This is a genomic window from Sphingopyxis alaskensis RB2256, from assembly GCF_000013985.1.
GTDB lineage: Bacteria > Pseudomonadota > Alphaproteobacteria > Sphingomonadales > Sphingomonadaceae > Sphingopyxis > Sphingopyxis alaskensis.
In genome coordinates this window covers 1,745,315-1,767,744 of sequence record NC_008048.1, presented here as the reverse complement: position 1 = coordinate 1,767,744, position 22,430 = coordinate 1,745,315, and the positions used below count along the sequence as shown (strand labels likewise).

Annotated in this window: 21 protein-coding genes; 18 read left to right on the top strand and 3 right to left on the bottom strand. The window is 65.5% G+C overall.

Annotated features, from left to right (window positions below; translation table 11 throughout):
* Nucleotides 1–63 precede the first annotated feature (63 nt).
* Together SALA_RS08540 and SALA_RS08535 are read left to right on the top strand one after the other, a co-directional pair.
* The gene (locus SALA_RS08540) at nucleotides 64–873 is read left to right on the top strand and encodes a universal stress protein (RefSeq protein WP_011541972.1); all 810 of its coding nucleotides are present in this window, start codon (nucleotides 64–66) and stop codon (nucleotides 871–873) included.
* A 185-nt stretch (nucleotides 874–1,058) separates the two neighbouring features.
* Nucleotides 1,059–1,751 (top strand): Crp/Fnr family transcriptional regulator, encoded by a 693-nt coding sequence (locus SALA_RS08535; RefSeq protein WP_011541971.1) that lies wholly within the window; start codon nucleotides 1,059–1,061, stop codon nucleotides 1,749–1,751.
* Between the two features lie 9 nt (nucleotides 1,752–1,760).
* On the opposite strand, the gene SALA_RS08530 is transcribed toward SALA_RS08535, so the two are convergent.
* Complete coding sequence (locus tag SALA_RS08530; protein ID WP_011541970.1) at nucleotides 1,761–2,432, bottom strand: OmpW/AlkL family protein; 672 nt, start codon at nucleotides 2,430–2,432, stop codon at nucleotides 1,761–1,763.
* A gap of 167 nt (nucleotides 2,433–2,599) precedes the next feature.
* On the opposite strand from SALA_RS08530, the gene ccoN reads away from it, so the two are divergent.
* Genes ccoN through hemN form a run of 10 tightly spaced genes read left to right on the top strand, consistent with a single transcriptional unit; the run spans nucleotide 2,600 to nucleotide 11,880 of the window.
* Nucleotides 2,600–4,258, top strand: a complete 1,659-nt coding sequence (gene ccoN, locus SALA_RS08525) for a cytochrome-c oxidase, cbb3-type subunit I (RefSeq protein WP_011541969.1) — start codon at nucleotides 2,600–2,602, stop codon at nucleotides 4,256–4,258.
* Between the two features lie 12 nt (nucleotides 4,259–4,270).
* A complete protein-coding gene (ccoO, locus tag SALA_RS08520; protein WP_011541968.1) occupies nucleotides 4,271–5,035 on the top strand; it encodes a cytochrome-c oxidase, cbb3-type subunit II in 765 nt (254 codons plus the stop codon).
* Nucleotides 5,032–5,190, top strand: a complete 159-nt coding sequence (locus SALA_RS08515; RefSeq protein ID WP_011541967.1) for a cbb3-type cytochrome c oxidase subunit 3 — start codon at nucleotides 5,032–5,034, stop codon at nucleotides 5,188–5,190. The genes ccoO and SALA_RS08515 overlap by 4 nt, the downstream gene beginning before the upstream one ends.
* Nucleotides 5,183–6,106 (top strand): cytochrome-c oxidase, cbb3-type subunit III, encoded by a 924-nt coding sequence (gene ccoP, locus SALA_RS08510; protein ID WP_011541966.1) that lies wholly within the window; start codon nucleotides 5,183–5,185, stop codon nucleotides 6,104–6,106. The genes SALA_RS08515 and ccoP overlap by 8 nt, the downstream gene beginning before the upstream one ends.
* Nucleotides 6,093–7,550: a cytochrome c oxidase accessory protein CcoG gene (gene ccoG / locus SALA_RS08505; protein WP_011541965.1), complete on the top strand. Its 1,458-nt coding sequence runs from the start codon at nucleotides 6,093–6,095 to the stop codon at nucleotides 7,548–7,550. The genes ccoP and ccoG overlap by 14 nt, the downstream gene beginning before the upstream one ends.
* Nucleotides 7,547–8,017, top strand: a complete 471-nt coding sequence (locus SALA_RS08500) for a FixH family protein (RefSeq protein ID WP_011541964.1) — start codon at nucleotides 7,547–7,549, stop codon at nucleotides 8,015–8,017. Before ccoG ends, SALA_RS08500 begins: the two co-directional genes overlap by 4 nt.
* A complete protein-coding gene (locus tag SALA_RS08495) occupies nucleotides 8,014–10,128 on the top strand; it encodes a heavy metal translocating P-type ATPase (RefSeq protein WP_041383199.1) in 2,115 nt (704 codons plus the stop codon). The genes SALA_RS08500 and SALA_RS08495 overlap by 4 nt, the downstream gene beginning before the upstream one ends.
* Nucleotides 10,125–10,280, top strand: a complete 156-nt coding sequence (gene ccoS, locus SALA_RS08490) for a cbb3-type cytochrome oxidase assembly protein CcoS (RefSeq protein WP_011541962.1) — start codon at nucleotides 10,125–10,127, stop codon at nucleotides 10,278–10,280. Before SALA_RS08495 ends, ccoS begins: the two co-directional genes overlap by 4 nt.
* Nucleotides 10,277–10,507, top strand: coding sequence for a hypothetical protein (locus tag SALA_RS08485; RefSeq protein ID WP_153802666.1), 231 nt, complete (start codon nucleotides 10,277–10,279; stop codon nucleotides 10,505–10,507). Before ccoS ends, SALA_RS08485 begins: the two co-directional genes overlap by 4 nt.
* 59 nt (nucleotides 10,508–10,566) lie before the next feature.
* The gene (gene hemN, locus SALA_RS08480) at nucleotides 10,567–11,880 is read left to right on the top strand and encodes an oxygen-independent coproporphyrinogen III oxidase (protein ID WP_011541961.1); all 1,314 of its coding nucleotides are present in this window, start codon (nucleotides 10,567–10,569) and stop codon (nucleotides 11,878–11,880) included.
* Nucleotides 11,881–11,900: 20 nt separating this feature from the next.
* On the opposite strand, the gene SALA_RS08475 is transcribed toward hemN, so the two are convergent.
* Entirely contained in the window at nucleotides 11,901–12,983 is a 1,083-nt protein-coding gene (locus SALA_RS08475) for a YeiH family protein (protein ID WP_041383912.1), read from the bottom strand.
* 123 nt (nucleotides 12,984–13,106) lie between these two features.
* Between SALA_RS08475 and SALA_RS08470 the strand changes: the two genes are divergently transcribed.
* Both SALA_RS08470 and SALA_RS17635 read left to right on the top strand, forming a co-directional pair.
* A complete protein-coding gene (locus SALA_RS08470; RefSeq protein ID WP_011541959.1) occupies nucleotides 13,107–14,342 on the top strand; it encodes an MFS transporter in 1,236 nt (411 codons plus the stop codon).
* Between the two features lie 11 nt (nucleotides 14,343–14,353).
* Nucleotides 14,354–14,611 (top strand): hypothetical protein, encoded by a 258-nt coding sequence (locus SALA_RS17635; protein ID WP_011541958.1) that lies wholly within the window; start codon nucleotides 14,354–14,356, stop codon nucleotides 14,609–14,611.
* A gap of 225 nt (nucleotides 14,612–14,836) precedes the next feature.
* Here SALA_RS17635 and SALA_RS08465 read toward each other — a convergent pair whose 3' ends face one another.
* Nucleotides 14,837–17,149: a TonB-dependent receptor gene (locus SALA_RS08465; RefSeq protein WP_041383197.1), complete on the bottom strand. Its 2,313-nt coding sequence runs from the start codon at nucleotides 17,147–17,149 to the stop codon at nucleotides 14,837–14,839.
* Between the two features lie 146 nt (nucleotides 17,150–17,295).
* On the opposite strand from SALA_RS08465, the gene SALA_RS08460 reads away from it, so the two are divergent.
* From SALA_RS08460 to SALA_RS08445, 4 genes are all read left to right on the top strand, one after another.
* A complete protein-coding gene (locus tag SALA_RS08460) occupies nucleotides 17,296–19,341 on the top strand; it encodes an alpha-glucosidase (RefSeq protein WP_011541956.1) in 2,046 nt (681 codons plus the stop codon).
* Nucleotides 19,338–20,351 carry a LacI family DNA-binding transcriptional regulator gene (locus SALA_RS08455; protein ID WP_011541955.1) on the top strand — a complete coding sequence of 338 codons (1,014 nt, stop codon included), beginning with the start codon at nucleotides 19,338–19,340 and terminating at the stop codon, nucleotides 20,349–20,351. Before SALA_RS08460 ends, SALA_RS08455 begins: the two co-directional genes overlap by 4 nt.
* Nucleotides 20,348–21,262: an aldo/keto reductase gene (locus SALA_RS08450; protein ID WP_011541954.1), complete on the top strand. Its 915-nt coding sequence runs from the start codon at nucleotides 20,348–20,350 to the stop codon at nucleotides 21,260–21,262. The genes SALA_RS08455 and SALA_RS08450 overlap by 4 nt, the downstream gene beginning before the upstream one ends.
* 74 nt (nucleotides 21,263–21,336) lie before the next feature.
* A complete protein-coding gene (locus SALA_RS08445) occupies nucleotides 21,337–22,425 on the top strand; it encodes an LLM class flavin-dependent oxidoreductase (RefSeq protein WP_011541953.1) in 1,089 nt (362 codons plus the stop codon).
* Nucleotides 22,426–22,430 lie beyond the last annotated feature (5 nt).

The window sequence follows — 22,430 nt, the reverse complement described above, 5'->3', positions numbered from 1 at the left end:
ATGCGAATCAATGATATGGTCTGGCAACGCATCCATTCTCGTCCCCCAACAGGAGACCGGACGATGAAGAATATCCTGATTCATGCCGCCGACGACATGGGCATGGCAACGCGGATCGAAAGCGCGCTGACGATCGGCCGCCGCTTTGGCGCACACCTCAGCTTTCTGATCAGCTCGCCCTATCAGCAGTTTATCGCCGCCGATCCCTTTGGCGGCGTCTATCTGGCGAAGGAACAGCTGGCGCAGGCCCAGATCGCCGATGCCGAGCTGGAAAAACGGTTGCGCGCCGAACTCGAGCGCGAGGATGTGCCGTGGGACATCGCCGTGGCGGATGGCGCAGCGCTGTCGACGATGGCGCTTGCCGCGACGCTGGCCGATCTCGCCATCGTCTCGCTTGGCGCGGCCGATCAGCGGGGGCGGCGCGCATCGACCATCGCCGCCGACCTGGCGCTTACGGTGCCGATACCCGTCCTCGCGCTGCCCGCCGAGGCGTCGCCGATCGACCTCGATGCGCCGATGATGGTGGCGTGGAACGGCAGTCCGCAGGCGGCGAGCGCGCTGCGTGCGGGCGTGGCGCTGATGCGCGACGCCCGCGCCGTCACGCTGGTGACGGTCGGCGACGACGATGGCCGCGTCGCGGCGGAGGATGCGCTGCGCTATATGTCGCGGCACGGCGTCCATGGCGAACTGCGCCATGAGGCGAAGGGAATGGACGCGCCCGAAGAGGTGCTGGTGCGCGTGGCGGGCGAAATCGGCGCCGGGCTGATCGTCATGGGGGCCTTTGGCCGGACGCGGCTGCGCGAAACGCTGTTCGGCGGCGTGACGCGCTTCATGCTCGACGTGGCGCCCGCGCCGTTGCTGCTTGTGCACTAGGGTCCTGACCCTAGGCTGTATCGACCTCCGCCCTGGCGGCCTGTAATGCTGGCTTTTCGCGCTTCCGCTGCTCAGCTGCCATCCGCACGCTGCGTCCCTCTCGCGGAGCAATCCCGCTGAAACAGGGGCCAGGGTTTCGATTCGCGACGCTTTCCAAAGCCGCAGCCTTCCTGTAGGGGGGCGCGGTGGCCGATTGTGCGACCTGTATTGTTCGAAACCGCGCCATCTGCGCGAGCCTGAACCCCGCGGAACTGGCCGCGCTGGGCAGGATGGGCCGCAAGCAGAAGGTGCGCGCGGGGCAGACGCTCCTGTGGGAGGGCGATGGCGCGCCAGTGGTCGCCAATGTGCTCGAAGGCGTGCTCAAGCTTGTCGTGTCGACCGCCGACGGGCGCGAGCAGATTGTCGGCGTCGTCTTTCCGTCCGATTTCATCGGCCGTCCGTTCGGCAAGGAAAGTCCCTACAGCGTCACCGCGATGACCGACGCCGAAGTCTGCATCTTCAACCGCAACAATTTCGACGAGTTTGCCGGTAGCCACCCCGATCTTCAGCAGAAATTGCTCCGCCGCACGCTCGACGAGCTCGACCGCGCGCGGCACTGGATGATGCTGCTCGGGCGCAAGTCGGCGTCGGAAAAGGTCGCGTCCTTCCTGCTCGAAATGTCCGAGCGGCTGGAGGGGCAGGGGTGCGGCGTCGGCCTGAACCGCGGCGCCTTCGAGCTGCCCTTCGGTCGCCAGCAGATCGCCGATATACTGGGACTGACGATCGAGACGACGAGCCGTCAGCTTACGAAAATGCGCGCCGACGGCGTGCTCGACCTCCCCTCGCGCCGCGAGATCGTCATCCACGATCGCGCGGCGATGGAGGATATGGCGGGATAAAACCGCCGTTCAGAAGCGGAAGGCCGCCCCTGCGCTGACGACCCAGGGATCGAGCTTGTGCCGGGTGCGCAGCACCTCGGTCGGCCCGGCGAACCAGCGCGCGGTGGGGCGCAGGAAATAACGCTTCGCGTCGAACGTGACCGCCAGCCCCCTGTCGTTGACCGGCACGTCGATTCCCGCCTGAAGCGCAAAGCCGAGCGTATCGTTCATCTTCTGCCGCGTCGCGCCGAGCGCCACCGCGGTCGCGCCGGGCTTCTCGTCGATGAAGATGAAATAGCTGGGCCCGGCGCCGACATAGGGCTGAATACCGCCCTCCTTGCCGAAATGATATTTCAGCGTCAGCGTTGCCGGGACGATATTCGCATCGGATACCAGCCCCGCCCCGGCGAGTCCGCCCCGGCCGACGACGTCATGCTGAGTCACGCCCGCGATAGTTTCGAGCGAGATATTGTCGGCGACGAAATATTCGATCGCGACGGTCGGGACGACATTGTCGTCGGCCTTGGTCTGCGTGCCTGCGGGCAGGCCGATCAGGTCGAGCTTCACATCGTCAATCTTGCCATCGGGCGCCACATAGGTTGCGAGCAGTTTGAACCGGATGTCGCCGCTCTTTGCAGCGGCCTGCCCCGGGACGGCCAGCGCGACCGCGAGGGCGGCGAGGGAGAAATATCGGCATTTCATGGAACTTGGCTCCTGTTGTTGACAAGGCGGTCCCTGCGCCGGGAGTCCGCCCGCCGCATTGATGGAGCGCAAGCAATTCGTTGATCCCGGTCAATGTTTCGCCGCCCGCGCGCGTCCAAGAGCGACCCGAAGCGCGGCGCGAAGCCGCTGGAAGCGGGGACGAACATATGGACGGTGTGGTGATGAAGGCGGGCGGCTGGCTGGCGCTGGCGCTGTTCGCACTGGTCATGGCGGCGCTGGCGGTCGATGCGCCGTTCGCCGTGCATATGATGATCGTCGCGGCCGCCTGTCTGGCGGGGCTCTGGGTTACGATTTCACGGGCGGACTATGGCGCCATCGCGCGCGGCCTGTTGAAGATGCCCGTCGATCAAGGCGTCTATGACGACGATCCGGTGCGCTGGGGTGTCATCGCGACGCTGTTCTGGGGCATGGCGGGAATGGCCGCGGGGCTGTTCATCGCGCTCCAGCTCGCCTTTCCCGCGCTTAACCTCAATCTCGAATATACGACCTTCGGGCGGCTGCGCCCGCTCCACACCTCGGCGGTGATCTTTGCGTTCGGCGGCAATGCGCTGATCGCGACGAGCTTTTACGTCGTTCAGCGCACCTGCCGCGCGCGGCTCGCCTTTCCGAACCTCGCGCGCTTTGTCTTCTGGGGCTATCAGCTCTTCATCGTCCTCGCCGCCACCGGCTATCTGATGGGGGTCACCGCGGCGAAGGAATATGCCGAACCCGAATGGTATGTCGACCTTTGGCTCACCGTCGTCTGGGTCGCTTACCTGGCCGTTTTCGTGGGCACGATCGTCAAGCGCCGCGAACCGCACATCTATGTCGCGAACTGGTTCTACCTCAGCTTCATCGTCACCATCGCGATGCTGCACATCGTCAACAATCTGTCGATGCCCGCCAGCCTCTTCGGCTCGAAGAGCTATGCCGCCTTCGCCGGAGTACAGGATGCGCTGACCCAGTGGTGGTACGGGCATAATGCGGTCGGTTTCTTCCTGACCGCGGGCTTCCTCGCGATGATGTATTATTTCGTGCCGAAGCAGGCCGAACGACCGGTCTATTCCTACCGCCTGTCGATCATCCACTTCTGGTCGCTCATCTTCCTCTATATCTGGGCGGGGCCGCACCACCTGCATTACACCGCGCTGCCCGACTGGGCGCAGACGCTCGGCATGGTCTTTTCGGTGATCCTGTGGATGCCGAGCTGGGGCGGGATGATCAACGGGCTGATGACGCTCAACGGCGCGTGGGACAAGATCCGCACCGACCCGATCATCCGCATGATGGTGATGGCGCTCGCCTTCTACGGCATGAGCACCTTCGAAGGCCCGATGATGTCGATCAAATGGGTCAATTCGATGTCGCACTACACCGACTGGACGATCGGCCATGTCCATTCGGGCGCGCTCGGCTGGAACGGCATGATCACCTTTGCCTGCGTCTATTATCTGGTGCCGCGCCTGTGGGGTCGTCCGCGGCTTTACAGCCTGCGCATGGTCAACTGGCACTTCTGGCTCGCGACCGTCGGCATCGTTTTCTACGCCGCGTCGATGTGGGTCGCGGGGATCATGCAGGGGCTGATGTGGCGCGAATATGGCGCCGACGGCTACCTCGTCTACAGCTTCGCCGAAAGCGTCGCGGCGATGCACCCGATGTATCTGATCCGCGCGGCGGGCGGGGCGATGTATCTCGCCGGCTTCGTCATCATGATCGTCAACGTCTGGGCGACGCTTGCCGGCCGGGTGCGCGCCGAAAAGCCGATGACCGAAACGCCCTACAGCGCCGCGGCGGACCGCCCGCTCGCGCCCGTGCCCGCCGAATAAGGAGCCCGGACCATGGCCACCCAACCCGCCGAAAAGCGCCTCAGCCACAAGAAGATCGAGCGCAACGTGACGCTGCTCGGCGCGCTCGCCCTGTTCACCGTCGCGATCGGCGGCATCGTCGAGATCGCGCCGCTCTTCTGGATCGACAATACGATCGAGAAGGTCGAGGGGATGCGCCCCTATACCCCGCTCGAACTCGCGGGGCGCAACATCTATATGCGCGAGGGCTGCTACACCTGCCACAGCCAGATGATCCGGCCGTTCCGCGACGAGGTCGAACGCTATGGCCATTACAGCCTGGCCGCCGAAAGCATGTACGACCACCCGTTCCAGTGGGGGTCGAAGCGCACCGGACCCGACCTTGCGCGCGTCGGCGGCCGTTACTCGGACGAATGGCACAAGGCGCATCTGGTCGATCCGCGCAGCGTCGTGCCCGAATCGATCATGCCTCCCTACGCCTTTCTGGCCGAGCGTGATCTTGAGGCCGGAAACATGGCGAACGACCTGACCGCGCTCTATCGCGTCGGCGTCCCCTATACCAAGGCCGATATCGAAAGGGCGAACGACGACATCCGGGCGCAGGCCGACCCCGAGGCCGGAGCCGGTGACCTTCAGCAACGCTATCCGAAGGCGCAGGTGCGCGATTTCGACGGCGACCCCGCGCGCGTGACCGAAATGGATGCGCTCATCGCCTACCTCCAGATGCTCGGCACGCTCGTCGACGTCGAAAGGGCCGCGCCGCAGGAACGCGCCGGTGAAACGGAGGCGGGGCGATGAACTATGATGATCTCAGGCATTTCGCCGACAGCTGGGGCCTGCTCGCCATGGCGCTGCTGTTCCTCTTCCTTGTCGCCTGGCCGTTCCGCAGGGGTGCGCGCCGCCGCAACGAGGACGCCGCGAAGCTGATCTTCAAGGACGACGAACATGGCTGAGAACAAGCGCATCGACGAAGCGACCGGCACGCGCACGGTCGGCCACGAATGGGACGGGATCGAGGAACTCGACACGCCGATGCCGCGCTGGTGGCTGTGGACCTTTTACGCCACGATTGTCTGGGGGCTGGCCTATGTCATCCTCTATCCGGCCTGGCCGATGGTCGACAGCGCGACGGAGGGCTTGCTCGGCTGGACGAGCCGCGGCGAGTTGCAGAAGGAAATGGCAGCCGATGCGGCGCGCCGCGCGCCGGTGATGTCGGCGATCGCCGCAACCCCTCTCGCCGCTCTGCCCGGAAAACCTGAACTGATGCAGGCGGCCGTGCAGGGTGGCGCTTCGGCGTTCCGCGTCCACTGCGTCCAGTGTCACGGCGCGGGCGGCGGCGGGGTTCAAAACCTCTATCCCAGCCTGACCGATGACGACTGGTTGTGGGGCGGCGACCTTGCCGCGATCGAATATACGGTCACGCATGGCATCCGGAATCCCGATCACCAGCCGACGCGCACGAGCCTGATGCCCGCATTCGGCCGCGATGGCATACTGGATGCACAGCAGGTCGCCGATGTCGTCAGCCACGTCCGCACGATCAGCGGGCAGGAGCGCGCGAGCGCCTCCTCGGCGCGCGGCGCAGCCCTGTTCGAGGCGAATTGCGCCGTCTGTCACGGCGCGGAAGGCGAAGGCGACCGCGCGGTCGGCGCGCCGAAACTGACCGATGCGATCTGGCTCTACGGCGGCGACCGCGCCAGCCTGACCGCGAGCGTGAACCAGCCGCGCAACGGCGTCATGCCGCGCTGGGGCGGCCGGATCGACCCGGTGACGATCAAGATGCTGTCCGCCTATGTCTATTCGCTCGGTGGCGGCGAAAAGGGGCTTGTTCCTGCCACCGGCGGGCAGGGAACCGATGGCCAGCGCTGAAGATCTGTCCGGCGCTCGCGCACCACTTTATGCGGCGCGGCGGGGCGTTTACCCGAAAGCGGTGAGCGGTCCCTTCCGCCGCTTCAAATGGGCGATCATGGGGGTCACGCTGGCGATCTATTACGGCACGCCGTGGATGCGCTGGGACCGCGGGCCCTATGCCCCCGACCAGGCGGTGCTCGTCGACCTCGCCAACCGGCGCTTCTATATGTTCCAGATCGAAATCTGGCCGCACGAGTTTTATTATGTCGCGGGCCTGCTGATCATGGCGGGGATCGGATTGTTCCTCGTCACCAGCGCGGTCGGGCGCGCCTGGTGCGGCTATGCCTGCCCGCAGACGGTGTGGACCGACCTGTTCCAGCATGTCGACCGGCTGGTCGACGGCGACCGCAATGCGCAAGTCCGCCTGGCCAATGGTCCATGGAGCTTTGAAAAGATTTCAAAGCGGACGATCAAATATCTGATCTATCTGACCATCGCTTTCTGGACCGGCGGCGCGTGGATCATGTATTTCGCCGACGCGCCGACGCTGACCCATGATTTCTGGACGGGGCAGGCGGCGCCGATCGCCTATGGAACGGTCGCGGTTCTGACCGCGACCACCTTCATCCTCGGGGGCTTCCTGCGCGAGCAGGTGTGCATCTATATGTGCCCCTGGCCGCGCATCCAGACCGCGATGATGGACGAAAAATCGCTGCTGGTGACGTACAAGGACTGGCGCGGCGAACCGCGGGGCAGCGTCAAGAAGGCGATGGCGCATCCCGGTGCGTTCGGCGACTGCATCGACTGCAACCAGTGCGTCGCGGTGTGCCCGACCGGCATAGACATCCGCGAAGGGCCGCAGATCGGCTGCATCACCTGTGCGCTGTGCATCGACGCGTGCGACGGCGTGATGGCGCAGGTCGGGCGGCCGCGCGGGCTGATCGACTATTGCACGCTCGACGATGCCGCGGCCGAAAAGGCGGGCGGGCAGGCGCGGCCGGCGTTGCGGACACTGCTCCGCCCCCGCACGCTGATCTACCTCGGCGTATGGAGCGCGATCGGTGCGGCGATGCTCTTTTCGCTGGGGCAGCGCACGCGGCTCGACCTCGCCGTCCAGCATGAGCGCAGCCCGCTCCATGTCCAGCTTTCGGATGGGCATGTCCGCAACAACTACACGCTGAAGCTGCGCAACATGGAAACGCGACCACGCCGGGTCGCGGTGTCGGTGAGCGGGCTGGCCGACGCGGTGCTGTGGACCGAAGGCGGCACGCGCGAGGGCGCCGGCCGCACCGTTTCGCTGACCCTCGCCCCCGACAGCGTGACGCGGGTGCGGTTGTTCATCGCGGCGCCCGGCACCGGCCCGGCCCGGCAGGATTTCACGATCAGCACGCGCGGCCTCGACGGCGATCCGCGCGGCGACAGCGACATCATCCAGTTCGACCGTCCGGGGAGTGGACAATGACTGAAAAACGGGCCCGCAAGCCGTTCACCGGCTGGCATATGACGGCCATTCTTGTGGCTTTCTTTGCCACCGTCGTCGCGGTCAATTTCACGATGGCGCGCCTCGCCATGTCGACCTTTGGCGGCAAGGTGGTCGAGAACAGCTATGTCGCGAGCCAGCAGTACAACAAGTTGCTTGCACGCGCAGAGGCGCAGGACCAGCTGGGCTGGACACCGACGGTCACGCGCGACCCCGACCGGCGCGTTCGCATCGACATTCGCAAGGATGGCGAGCCGCTCGCAGACCTCAGCGTCGGCGCGACGGCCAGCCATCCGCTCGGGCGCACCCCACCTCTCGCGCTTCGTTTCGTCGCCGCGGAGGATGGCGGGTGGCGTTCGGTCGAGCCGCTGGCGGAGGGGCGCCAGCGGCTCGACATCAGGATTTCCAGGGGCACGGACGAGGCGCGCTACCGGATCGACCTAAAATGACCTCCGCCGCGCTCATCGAACGCGACTTCGCGGTGCCCGACATCCGCTGCGCGGGGTGCATCGCCAAGCTGGAGCAGGGGCTGGTGCGCGACAGGCGCATCGCGACGGCACGCGTCAATTTCACCGAAAAGCGCGTGCATCTGACGCATACGCCCGACGCCCGGATGCCCGACCTCATCGGCGCCTTTTCGACCCTGGGGTTCGAGGCGCACCCGCTGGGCAACGGTGCAGATGCAACCGACGTCGGTGCCGAAACGAGCCGCGAGCTGCTGCGCGCGGTCGCGGTATCGGGCTTTGCGATGATGAACATCATGCTGCTGTCGGTGTCGATCTGGTCGGGTGCGGCGGGTGCGACGCGCGACCTGTTCCACTGGCTGTCCGCCGCGATCGCGCTGCCGACGATCACCTATGCCGGACGCCCGTTTTTCCGCTCGGCATGGCGCGCGCTGCGGCACGGGGGCACCAATATGGACGTTCCGATCAGCATCGGCGTCGCGCTCGTCTGTGCTATGAGCCTTTACGAGACGGCGTCGAGCGGCCCGCATGCCTATTTCGATGGCGCGGTGATGCTGCTCTTCTTTCTGCTCACCGGCCGCTGGCTCGACAGCGTGATGCGCGACCGCGCGCGGGGCGGAGTCGCGGCGCTGCTGCGCAACATGGGGACGGGCGCGATGGTGATCGGGGTCGACGGGGACAGCCGATGGGTCGATGCGACGGCGCTCGAACCGGGGATGGAGATGCTGGTGGCGGCGGGCGAACGGCTGGCCGCCGACGGGGTGGTTGTGGCGGGCGAAAGTCGGTTCGACCTGTCGCTACTGACCGGAGAGAGCGCGCCGGTTGCGGCGCAAGTCGATGATCGCGTCCATGCCGGCACGCTCAATCTCGACGCGCCGATCCGCGTGCGCGTCACTGCCGCGGGAGCCGACACCGCGATCGCGGACATCGCGCGGCTTATGGGCGAGGCGGCGCAGGGCAAGTCGCGCCATGTCCGTATCGCCGACCGTGCCGCGCGCTTCTATGCCCCCGCGGTCCACGCGCTCGCTCTGCTCGCTTTCGCCGGGTGGATGATCGCGGGGGCGGGCTGGCATCAAAGCCTGCTGGTCGCCGCGGCGGTGCTCATCATCACCTGCCCCTGCGCGCTGGGCCTCGCCGTCCCGGCGGCGCAGATCGTCGCGGCGGGCGAATTGATGCGCGCAGGCGTGCTCGTGAAGGACGGATCGGCACTTGAACGGCTGGCCGAGGTCGACCTCGCGCTCGTCGACAAGACCGGGACGCTGACGCTTGGGCGTCCCGAAGCGATGGGGCTCGACCGGCTGGACGCGGAGGTGCGCTCGCTGACCCTTGCGCTTGCGCGGGCGAGCCGCCACCCGCTGAGCGCGGCGTTGACGCGCGAGCTTCAGGCAGGCGGTGTCCGGGCCGCTCGGGTGGAGGCGATCCGCGAAACGCCGGGCGTCGGGATCGAGGCGCGCTGGCGCGGCCGGGTCGTGACGCTGGGGCGACCGCAGGGCAGCGATCTTGGCAACGCGCTTGCCACCGAACTGGCCGTCGACGGTCGCCCGGTCGCGACGATCACCTTTGCCGACCCTTTGCGCCCTGACGCCGCCGAGGCGGTCGATGCCCTGGAGCGGGACGGCGTCGCAGCGATGATATTGTCGGGCGACCGCGCCGAAGCCGTCGCGCCGGTTGCCCGCGACCTGCGCCTGACGGCGCAGACGGGGATGAGCCCGCAGGACAAGCTGGCCGCGATCGCGCGGCAGGCGGCACGGGGGCGCAAGGTGCTGATGATCGGCGACGGGCTCAACGACGGTCCGGCGCTCGCGGCGGGCCATGCTTCGATGGCGCCGGGGTCGGCGAGCGATGTCGGCAAGAATGCCGCCGATTGCATCTTCCTCGGCGACAGGATGATGCCCGTGGTGCAGGCGCTCCGTATGGCGCGGCGGACGCAGGCGGTGGTGCGGCAGAACTTTCTGCTCGCGATCGGCTATAATGTCGTCGCGGTGCCGCTCGCCTTCATGGGGCTGGTCACGCCGCTCGTCGCGGCGATCGCCATGTCGGGATCGTCGCTGATCGTCGTCGGCAATGCGCTGCGGCTGAAAAGGGCAATCCGGTGAACGGGCTGGCCTTGCTCATCCCGATCGCGCTGGGGCTGGGCCTGCTTGGGCTCGCGGCCTTTTTCTGGTCGCTCGGCAAGGGACAGTTCGACGATCTTGATGGCGCCGCGCTGCGCATCTTCGTCGAAGAGGAAGAGGAGCGCGCGCCATGACACCGCGAAGGATTGCAGCGTTGCTCGCCCTGACCGCGCTGATGCAGCCGCCGGTCGCGGTCGAGGCGCGCGTGCTGGCCGTACCGTCGTGCGGCGGGGACATGCAGCGGACGATGCTGCCGGGCGACCCCGCGGACCCCGACCGGCGCCGCGATTGTGCCAAGGCGTGCCATGCCGCCACCGACCGGCGCGGAAAGGGCGCGGCGGGGAGAGGCGGGCGCTGCTGATGCGCGCGCCGTTGATGCCGATCAATGCCATGCCGCGCCAATGCGATCAGGAGCCGCGCATGTGGTCCTATTATCCCGACCTGCTGGCCCGACCGGTCCCGCGCTACACCAGCTACCCGACCGCGATGGAGTTCACCGGCGAGGTCGGAGCCGATGATCATGCACAGGCGCTCGACCGCGTCACGGCGGCAACGCCGATCTCGCTTTATGTCCACATTCCTTTTTGCGAACAGATATGCTGGTATTGCGGCTGCAACACCGGCGCGGCCGGACGCAAGCAGCGGCTGGCCGACTATCTGGCCGCGCTGCGGGCCGAGGTCGCGCTCGTCGCAAAGCGTCTCGGCGGGCGGGGGAGGGTGCAGCGCATCGCCTTTGGCGGCGGCAGTCCCAACGCGATTGCACCCGTCGAACTGGTGCGTCTGCTCGATCGCATCCTGACCGTTTTCGATTGCCACCGGCCGGAGATTTCGATCGAACTCGACCCGCGCGGTCTCGACGCCGAATGGGCGCTGGTGCTCGCCGCAGCACGCGTCACGCGCGTCAGCCTGGGCGTGCAGACCTTCGCGCCACATGTCCAGCAGGCGATCGGACGTATCCAGCCGCTGTCGCATATCGAGCGTGTCGTCGCGGCGCTCCGCCTGCGCGACATCGATGCGATCAATTTTGACCTGATGTACGGACTGCCGGGGCAGAGGCTGGAGGATCTGGACGCAACCCTTGACGAAACGATCCGCCTCGCGCCCAGCCGGATTGCGCTGTTCGGCTATGCCCATCTGCCCGACATGATTCCGCGGCAGCGACAGATAGACGGAGTGATGCTGCCGGATCAGCGGCTGCGTTTCGACCAGGCTGAGTTGGGTTACCGTCGACTGACCGCGGCGGGCTATCATCCCGTCGGTTTCGACCATTTCGCGCGCGGCGACGATCCGTTGGCGGTCGCAGCGCGCGAAGGGCGCGTCAGCCGCAATTTTCAGGGATTTACCGAGGATATGGCTCCTGTGCTGCTTGGCTTCGGCGCGAGTGCGATCAGCCGCTTTCCGGACCTCCTCGTCCAGAATGAGAAGCGCCCCGGTCCCTATCGCGACATGGTGGGCGGCGGGCGGCTGGCGACAGCGCGCGGCATAGCCGTCACCGACGCGGAGCGGCTGCGCGGCGCGCATATCTGCGACCTTCTGTGCCGCGGCCGAACCTCTGTCGGTCCGGCGTTGCAAAGCGCGGTACGCGCGGCGATGGCCGATTATGAGCGCTATGGGATCGTCGAATGGGCCGGGAACGACCTGGTCATCCGCGATGACGGTCTTCCCTATGCGCGCCACGTCGCGGCCCAGTTCGACAGCGCCAGGGGGCCGATCCGATCCGTCGACGCGCTCTGACCGCGCCGGGTTGTGACGCCTCAGTCACCCACCCCGATCATTACGAAGAAAAGTGCGGCCGCAAAGCTTGCCAGCGAAGCCGCCATGACGGGAGCGGCCGCCCGCCAGCCGAGCTCGAGGAGCAGGTCGGTGCGTGAACGCATGGCGGTGGCCGTCACGGCGAGCAGCAGCAGCGCCTTGGATGCGGCAAGCGCCTTGGTTGCCGCGACGGCAGGAAGGTCGATCAGGCTGTTGACCGCGACAACGGCAAGAAAGAGCGTGATGAACCACGGCATGCCCAGTCGCCGCCAGCTGGGTCGGGACGGCCCGGCGCGCGCCGGGCCGATCACCAGCGAAACGAGCAGCACGACGGGGGCAAGCAGCGTAACGCGCGCCAGCTTGACGATCGTGGCATCGATGCCTGCTGCGTCCGAAACAGCATAAGCGCCGCCGATTGCCTGGCCGACATCGTGTATCGAGGCGCCGATCAGGTAACCGGCCTGCGCGTCGCTGAGTTCCAGTTCGGCCGCAATGGCGGGATAAAGCGACATCGCCAGCGCACTGGCCATCGACACACCCACCAGCGTCAGCGCAAATTGTGCCTGGCTGAGCCGCTCTTTGCCGACGATGCCATAGAGCGCGAGCGCGGCGCTGGCGCCGCAAATCGCCGTCGCGCCACCGGCAAGGAGGCCCGCATATGGTGACTGGCGCGACAGGCGAGCGCCGGCAAGTCCGGCGGCAAAGGCCACCGCCATGATGAGGATCAGTGCGGCAAACGGGAGCGCTCCCAGCGCGACGATCTGTGCGATGCTGACCTGAAAGCCGAGAAGCACAATTCCGATCCGCAGGAAGGTGTGCGAGGCGAAGTCGAGACCGCGATGGGTGCGCGCATCGCGCGCGACGAAATTGAGCGCGAGCCCGATGAGCAGGCCGAGCAGGATGACGGGCACACCATAATGGTCCGAGAGCCATCCGGCCGCGCCAGCCGCCGCGGCGCAGATCGCCAGGCCGGGGAAATATCGGGCGATCCCGGGCGTTGGCGCAGCATCGGTCATATCGGCGAGGTGGATTTCCCCGAAAAGATCCCCGCGATACGGTTCGGAAGGGGCGGGGCCGCGGGTCATCGCTTCGCAGTCTTTCACCTTATGTCCTACGGTATGTCCTACGGTGTCATATTTTTCTTCCCTTATCGGCAGCGGGCGCTAGGTTGCAAGTCGAAACAGCTCAAAGGGCGAGGGAGAGAGGTCATGGCGACGGCAGCAGCGCAGGGGGACCGGTCGACACGCATCGCGATCGTGCTGGTCACGCTGCTTTTCCTGGGCAATGCCCTCAACTATGTCGACCGGCAGGTTCTCGCTCTTCTGAAACCCACGCTGGAAGCCGAGTTCGGCTGGAGTGATTCGGATTACGCGCATCTGGGCTCGACATTCCAGATCGCGGCTGCCGGGGCGCTTCTCGGTGTCGGGTGGTTCGTCGATCGTCTCGGGGTGCGCTGGGCCTATGCGATCGCGATATCGGTGTGGAGCCTGGCGGGCATGGCGCACGCGCTTGCGCAAAGCGTTCAGCAGTTTGTTGCGGCGCGCGTCGTGCTGGCGGTCGGGGAATCGGTCAGTACCCCCGCCGGTATCAAGACGGCGGCGACCTATCTGCCGGTGCGGCAGCGCAATATGGCGATCGGGCTGATCAATACCGCGCCCAACATCGGCGCGATTGTCACGCCGCTCCTGATCCCGCCGCTGGCGCTGGCCTTTGGCTGGAAGGCCGCGTTTATCGCCACCGGTGCGCTCGGTTTTGTGTGGCTCGCATTCTGGCTTCCGGCGATGCGCAAAATGCGACCGCTCGGCGACCTCCCCGAACGCGCGAAAGTCGCATGGCGTCCGCTGCTTCGCGACCGCCGGACCTGGGCCGTGGTCGGCGCGAAGTTCTGCACCGATTGCGTGTGGTGGTTCGTGCTCTTCTGGATGCCCGACTTTTTCAGCCGGGAGTTCGGAATGAGCCAGGGGGCGCTCGGCCTGCCCATCGCAATTGTCTTCACGCTGGCGGCGCTCGGCGCGGTCACGTCGGGGGCGCTCTATCCGATCCTTCTCGGACGCGGTTTTTCGGTGGATCGCGCGCGCAAATTGTCGATGTTCGTCTTCGCCCTCGCCGTGCTGGTGATGCCGCTCGCCATGTACACCACCAGTCCCTGGGTGGCAGCGCTGTGCGTCGGCCTCGGACTGTTTGCTCATCAGGGTTTTTCGACGAACATCTTTGGCATGACTGCCGACATCATCCCGCCGCTGCGCGTCGCGACCGTGATCGCGCTCGGCGCGGTCGCAGGCAATTTGTCCGGCACCGCGATCATCGAATTTGCTGGTTGGTCGCTTGGAAACGGGCTGGGTTACGGGCCGCTTTTTATAATCTGCAGCCTTGCCTATCTCACGGCGCTTCTGGTGATTCACCTTATCGTGCCGCGGCTCGAACTCGCTGAGTCGCGCGCCTAGAGCGCGATGACATGATATTGACCCACCGTGATTGCCCCCTGAAGTTCGTCGGCAAGAAGCATCTCGCAGGACGGGCTGGTTGCCCGGACCAGAGACGCGCCGCTGTCCGGCGGGCTTCAGGGGGCAACCCCTCCGGGGCGGGTCGATTCTGGCCGATTGCCACGTTGCTCGTCGGGCGCGATGTCCCGCATCGCGCCGCTCCTCGCGCCTCGCACTCGGCCAAAATCGCCTCAGTCACGGTGGGTCAATATCATGTCATCGCGCTCTAAAGCGACGCCCGCGTGCGGCCGCTACGGCCACGCGGCTTCCTCGCTGACAGGCTTGCCGCACCGGGTCCCGTTCCGGTCTTCCCCTCGCGCTTCGGCCGACACGCGGCTGCGTGGGGGGGCGAGCAAAAGAAAATGCCCCCTGCGATGGTCGCAGGAGGGCTGCCGATCCCGTAGACGTCCGGAATGAGCCCGCCCCCGTCGCTTGCGGGGGACGGGCCCATCCGGTTACATACGCGCGCGCAGGCTGACGCCGAAATAGCGGTCGGCGTCGCGCGGGATCTGGAGGCGCTGACCATTTGAGACATTGAGCAGGACGTAGCTTTCGTCGCTGATGTTCCGGGCGTGGAAAGTCAGGCGGTAACGATCCTCCGCATCCGAAATGCCGATCGACGCATTCCATTGGCCATAGGCGTCGATAACGCCCTGTTCGCCGAGATCGGAAAATTGCTTCGAGACGTGTCGATAATCCGTGCCCAGATACAATATCATGCCACCCACCGGAACGTCATAGTCGGCGCCGAGCGTATAGGTGAACTTCGGTGCAAGCGGGAGCCGCGTTCCATCGCGCGCATCGGGCGCGTTGGTCAGCGGGTTCGGGTTGAACCTCTTGACCTTCGCATCGGCATAGGCCGCACTTCCGCGCAGGGTCAGCCCGTCCACCGGCACGGCGGTGAGATCGGCCTCGAAACCTTCGCTCTTTACCGTGCCAGCGTTGGTCAGGTTCGTGACGACCGCGCCGTTCAGAAGCACGAAATTATTCGCCTGAAAGCCGTCATATTCGACGCTGAAACCCGCGAGGTTGAGCTGAACCTTGTTGTCGAGGAAGCGCGATTTGAGGCCGATCTCGAAAGCGTCCGATGTTTCCTCGTCGATCGGAACCGCGTTGGTCGGCGCCGTGTGGTTGAAGAAAACGTTGAACGCCGGCCCCTTATACCCGCGTGTATAGCTGCCATAGAGCATGATGTCGTCCGACGGCGTGAACTGGAGCACCGCCTTGCCCGACAGATTGCCGTTGCTGCTCGACCCGCTTGAGGTGTTGAGACCCGTGCCGCCGGATGCGACGGTGCCGCCCGCGGGGTTGCCCGAGATGCCAGGTCCGGTTGCGGGCAGGCCGGTCGACGCATTGACGCCGGGCGCGCGGATGTGCGTGAAGCTCAGATCGTCCCACGTGTAGCGAAGGCCGCCGGTCAGCGCGATCAGATCGTTGAAGCGATAGGTCGCCTGTCCGAAGAGCGCGAAGTTGGTCGAATTGACGTCGCTGTTGGACGTCGCTGTCGGGAACAGCGTATTGACCATGTCGTTGACATTGCAGGGCCGTGCTCCCGTCGCCGGATCGACCGGCAGCGTCGAGGTGGCGCAGCTGATGTCGCGACGCGTGAAGTCCTGCTTGTTGTCCGAATGCCAGGCAAAGGCGCCGACCTGATAGAAAAAGGGCATCGACTGGTCGGATGCGATACGCGCCTCTACCGAGAATTGCTGCGTTTTCACCAGCCCGTCATCGTGCAGCTCCGCCGTTCCGACGATCGCGCGCGGCAGGAAGTCGCCTTCGCGAATCTCTCGATTCTCCCAGTTGCGATAACCGGCGACCACGCTGAGCGTGTGCGTATCGGTGAGGTCGAAGTCGCCGCTGGCGGTCAGGCTCCACTGCTTGTCGCGCGTTTGCGTGACCAGATTGTGGTTGATGAAGCGCTGGTTCTCGCCAAGCGCCACGCCATCGGGAAGACCGAGTTCGGCATCGAGCACGGCGCCGCGGCTCGCTCCCGTCACGTCGGCGCAGCAATCGTCGTCGGCCTTGAAATAGTCCGCGATGAAGCGGAGGCGCGCGCCGTCGCCCCGATAGTCCACGATGCCCCGCGTGCCCCAATGTTCGTAACCATTGACCTTGCGGTTTCGACCGCCGTTGATGTTCGTGACATTGCCGTCGTAGCTGCCGTAGAAGCCGGTGACGCGGCCGCTCCAGTCGCCGCCGAGCGGTCCTGCGACCGAGGCGCGCAGGCGATACTCGTCGCCTTCGAACCATTCGGCCTTCGCTTCGGCTTCGAGCTGGTCCGTGCCCCCTTTCGACACGATGTTGACGAGCCCCGCCGACGCATTCTTGCCGAAGAGCGTTCCCTGCGGCCCGCGCAGCACCTCGAGACGTTCGGCATCGACGAGGTCCATGAAAGCCTGCCCCGAGCGACTGAGCACGATGCCGTCGATCACCGTCGATACGCTCGGTTCGGCGGCGATCGAAAAGGTGATCGTCCCGACGCCGCGCATCACGATGGCGCTGTTCGCGCTTGTCGTGCCCTTGCGGAAGGTCACCGACGGGACAAGGCGCGTGATCCCTTCCAGGCTGGTCGTGCCGGTGGCTTCGAGGCGGTCGCCGGACACCGCGGTGATCGCGATCGGGACCTTCTGGACATTTTCCTCGACCTTTTGCGCGGTGACGATGATCTCTTCGACTTCTTGCGCCTGGGCGGACGTGGCAAAGGCGATTGCGATCGCGCTGACCGCAGCGGGCACGGTACGAATAAAGGTAAAGCTGGACGCACGCATGGCATTCTCCTCCCATAAGCGATCTGGGCGCGTTTCTGCGGCCGGCCCCGGCCACAGGGAAAGCGCCTCTTGTTTCGGCATTGCATGCTCCCGCCGACTGCATATGTCAAGCGGTGTCATATTGAGCTTGCGGTGGCGCGGGATTTATGGTTCAAAAATCACGCGGCGAGAGGAAGCAAGGCGTGAAATTGCGGTTTTTCGAGAGCAGGGATGGGTTCGAGCTTCGATTCGGCTCGCATCTCGTGCTACGTCACGTTTCGGATTGTCCTGCGGTGGTCATCGCTCGCGGTGCTCCCAGCATCGAGATGTATCGCGGCAATTACCGGATCGACGATTCACCGGAAGGAATAATCCGGTGCGCCGATTGGCGCGCCGACGGCGCTGACATGCTCCTGCTCGACGCTGGCGAGCCGACGGTGCGGCTGGGCATCGAGGGCAGGGCGCTGCGCGTCGAGGCGCTGCGGAGCGGCTATGACCGGATAACCACGCGCTTCTTCGCCGAACCGGGCGAGGCGGTCTGGGGCGGCGGCGAACAGATGAGCTATCTGATGCTGGCGGGCCGCCGATTTCCGATGTGGACGAGCGAGCCGGGGGTGGGGCGCGACAAGTCGACCGAACTGACGCGCATCATGGATGCCGAAGGAATGGCCGGCGGCGATTATTGGAACAGCAATTACCCGCAGCCGACTTTCCTGACCTCCCGATGGATCGCCGTTCATCTGGACGATTTTGGCTATAGCGTCCTCGATTTTTCCGATCCGGCAACGCATCGCGTCGACTATTGGGGGACGCAGGCGCGGTTCGAGTTTTTCGCCGCCGACGGTCCGGCAGAGCTTGTCGGCCGATTATCGACGCGGTTCGGCCGCCAGCCTGCGCTGCCCGACTGGGCCATCGGGGGCGCGATCGTCGGGCTCAAGTCGGGTGCATCGAGCTTCGAGCGGCTGGAGCGATTTCTGGACGCTGGCGCCGTCGTGGGCGGATTGTGGTGCGAGGATTGGGCGGGTGTTCGCGAGACGAGCTTTGGTCGCCGGCTTTTCTGGGACTGGGTCCGCGGCGCGCGCAGCGAACAGCGTTATCCCGATCTTCGGACGCGCATCGCGGCGCTGGAAGAGCGCGGCATTCGTTTCCTCGCCTATGTGAATCCCTATCTGGCGGTCGATGGCACGCTGTTCGAACAGGCGAAAGCGGACGGACATTTCTGTCTGCGCCAGGACAGCGACGAGGTCTATCTCGTCGATTTTGGCGAGTTTTATTGCGGGGTTCTCGACTTCACGCGCGCGGCGACGCGGGACTGGTTTGCCGAGCATATTCTGGGCCGCGAGATGCTCGACAACGGCATTGCCGGATGGATGGCCGATTTCGGCGAATATCTGCCGACCGATGTTCGGCTCGCCGACGGGTCGGACCCGATGGAGGCGCATAATCGCTGGCCAGTGCTTTGGGCCGAGGTCAATGCCCGGGCGGTTGCATCGCGCGGCAAGACGGGCGAGGCTCTTTTCTTCATGCGGGCGGGATTTTCCGGCGTTCAGGCGCATTGTCCGCTGCTCTGGGCCGGTGACCAGAGCGTCGATTTTACCCGTCACGACGGTATCGGAACGGTGTTGACGGGAGCCTTGTCGGCCGGGCTGGTCGGTAACGCCTACAGTCATTCCGACTGCGGCGGCTATACGTCGCTCCACGGCAATGTGCGGACCGAGGAACTGATGCAGCGCTGGTGCGAGCTTGCCGCCTTCGCGCCGGTCATGCGCAGCCATGAGGGCAACCGGCCCGACGACAATCTGCAATATGATTCGACGGCTGAACTGCTCGCCTGCTTCGCGCGCTGGAGCCGGGTCCATGCGCATCTGGCACCCTATGTCAGGCATTTGTGCGACGAGGCGCAGGAGACGGGACTGCCCGCCCAGCGACCGCTGTTTCTTCATTACCCGGACGATCCCACCCTCTTTACTGTACAGGACCAGTATCTTTACGGTGCCGACCTCCTGGTGGCGCCAGTCGTCGAACAGGGGATCGAACGGCGCAGCGTCGTCCTTCCGGGGAAGGGGCCATGGCGCCACTGCTGGACGGGGGAGGAGTTTGCGCCCGGTGTTCACCAGATCCCCGCGCCCATTGGCATGCCACCGGTATTCTTCCGGCCCGACAGTGGCTTTGCGCCGCTGTTCGGCCGACTGGCGGAGATATGGAAACAATGAGCGAGCGGGCCAATATCCGGGACGTCGCCGCCAAGGCGGGTGTGGCGGTCAAGACAGTGAGCCGCGTGCTCAACGGTCATCCCTATGTCAGCGAAGAGACGCGGCGCCGCGTCGAGACGGCGATGGCGCAACTCGATTTCCGCCCAAGCGTTGCGGCGCGCATCCTGTCGGGAGCGAAATCGAACCAGATTGCGCTGATCTATGACAATCACAGCCCCTATTACATGTTCCAGATCCAGACGGGTTGCTGGCAACTTTGCAAGGAACGTGGCATCCGCCTGCTGGCGCAGCCGGTCGATGTGGCGGATCCCGGCGTCGGGGACCAGGTGCGCGGGCTTGTCACCGAAACGCATGTCGACGGCATCATTCTGTCCTCTCCCGTGACCGATTGCGAAGCAGTGCTCGCAGCGCTCGAGACGCTCGATATCCCGTTCGTTCGCATTTCACCGGGGACAAACCATTCGCTGACCAGCTCGGTGTTCATGGACGACGTACAGGCGGCGGACGACATGACGACGCATCTGATCAACGTCGGCCATCGGCGGATCGGGTTCGTCAAGGGCCATCCAAACCACCGCGCCTCCGATGACCGCCTGTACGGATATCGCCGGGCGCTCGATCGCGTCGGCATCGCGTTTGAGCCCGGCCTCGTCTGTGACGGCGAGTTCGATTTCGACAGCGGGGTGGCGGCGGGACGCTTCCTGCTCGGCCTCGACAATCCACCGACCGCGATCTTTGCGGCGAATGACGATATGGCCGCCGGCGTCCTCGCGGTCGCGCATGACCGCGGCATCGAGCTGCCTTCGGAGCTTTCGGTCGCGGGTTTCGACGACACGACCCTGTCGCGAACGGTGTGGCCACCGCTCACCACCATTCATCAGCCGATGGCCGAACTGGCGCGCACCGCGACGCGAATACTGATCGAGGGTGGCGACATCAGCCATCACCGCCTTCCCCACACCCTTGTCGAGCGCGCTTCGGTCGCGCCACCTGCCAGGAATCCTCTATGAGCTTGTTGCCCGTCCCGCCTGCATCGCGTCCGCTCGGAAACAGCGGCATGTCGGTTTCGTCCATCGCCTGGGGTATGTGGCGGTTTGCCGAGGGTGGACGCACCGTCGCCGACGCGGCCCGGCTGGTGCATGCGGCGCTCGATGCGGGAATCACCTTGCTCGACACCGCCGATATATACGGGTTCGACGGGGCGGGGGGCTTCGGCGACGCCGAAGCGTTGCTGGGTGAGGTGCTGGCGACCGAACCGGCGCTGCGCGATCGCATGGTGCTTGCGACGAAAGGCGGCATTCGCCCGCCGCTTCCCTATGATCAAAGTCCCGAATATCTTGGCGAGGCGATCCATGCGTCGCTGCGGCGGCTGCGAACCGACCGGATTGATCTTTGGCAGATCCATCGTCCCGACATTCTGGCGCATCCCCAGGAGGTCGCCCGTACGCTCGATGACGCGATAGCGGCGGGCAAGATCCGCTCGCTCGGCGTCTCCAACTTCACCATCGCGCAGACCGACGCGCTCAATGGCTTTCTTGGCAGCAAGCTCGTCGCCACGCAGCCCGAAATCAGTCCGCTGCGCATCGACTGTTTCGAAAATGGCGAGCTTGACCGGGCCATGGCGATCGGGCTCGTCCCGCTCGCCTGGTCACCGCTGGGCGGCGGGCGGCTGCTCGCCCCGCAAAGCGACCGCGACAAGGCGGTCGCCGCTGCGCTGGACCGGGTAGCCGCCGCGCAAAATGTGTCGCGCGAAATTGCCGCCTACAGCTGGCTGATGGCGCATCCAGCAGGCATCGTGCCGATTGTCGGATCGCAGCGCGCCGAACGAATTGGGGAGGCGGCAAGCGCGCTCCGTGTCCGGTGGACGCGGTCCGAATGGTATGACGTGCTTGTTGCCGCGCGCGGCGCCGCGTTGCCCTGAACCTGCGGCGCCGTCCGCCGCGCATGACAAGACCCTGCGAAACGAGGCGTCCCAGGGCATGGAGAGGAAGAGACATGACCCAACAGCAATGCGAGATCGCCTGGTTCTCGGCGCTCTGCGATGACGACTATGAATTTTTGGGCGTCGCCGATCCCTATCTGCGCTCGAGCTGGGAACACTGCCGCAATATCGTTCTGCGCGCCGAAGAAGGGGGATTCGACAATATCCTGCTCCCCTCGGGCTATCAACTTGGGCTCGACACGACCGTTTTTGCGGCCGCTGTTGCGACAGAGGTGCGGCGAATGAAGCTTCTCTGGGCGACGCGCATCGGCGAGGACTGGCCGCCGCAGCTCGCGCGCCGCATAGCGACGCTCGACCGCATCCTCGGTCCCAATGCGGCGGGCACCGGAGGGCGGCTCAATGTCAATATCATCTCGTCGGATATGCCCGGCCAGCAGTTGGCGGGGGGACCGCGCTACGCACGCGCGACCGAGGTTATGAAGATTGTGCGGACCCTGCTCAACGGCGAGGCGCTCGACCATGACGGCGAATTCTATCAATTGAAGCTCGAACCGCCGCGCATCACGACGCTGTCGGGCAAATGCCCGCCCTTCTATTTCGGCGGGTTGAGCCATGAGGCGCGCGAATGTGCGGCCGAGGGCTGTGACGTTTATCTCATGTGGCCCGATACGATGGACAAGGTCCGCGAAACGATCGCCGACATGCGCGAACGCGCGGCGCGGTTCGGGCGCCAATTGAAGTTCGGATACCGCGTCCATGTCATCGTGCGTGAAACCGAGGAGGAAGCGCGCCTCTATGCCGATCGTCTGCTGTCGAAGCTCGATGAGGCGACGGGCGCGGCGATCCGCGAAAAATCGCTCGATGCCAAAAATTACGGGGTTCAGCGTCAGGCCGAATTGCGGAGCGCAGCCGATGGCGACGGCTTTGTCGAGGAGAATCTCTGGACGGGGATCGGGCGCGCGCGATCGGGATGCGGCGCCGCGATCGTCGGAACCCCCGACCAGGTGCTTGCAAAACTTCGCGCCTATCAGGCCGAGGGCATCGAAGCCTTCATCCTGTCGGGCTATCCGCACGCACAGGAAGCCGATCTTTTTGCACGCCATGTGCTTCCGCACATCGCGCACGCGCCGCTGGAGTTGTAGAAAGA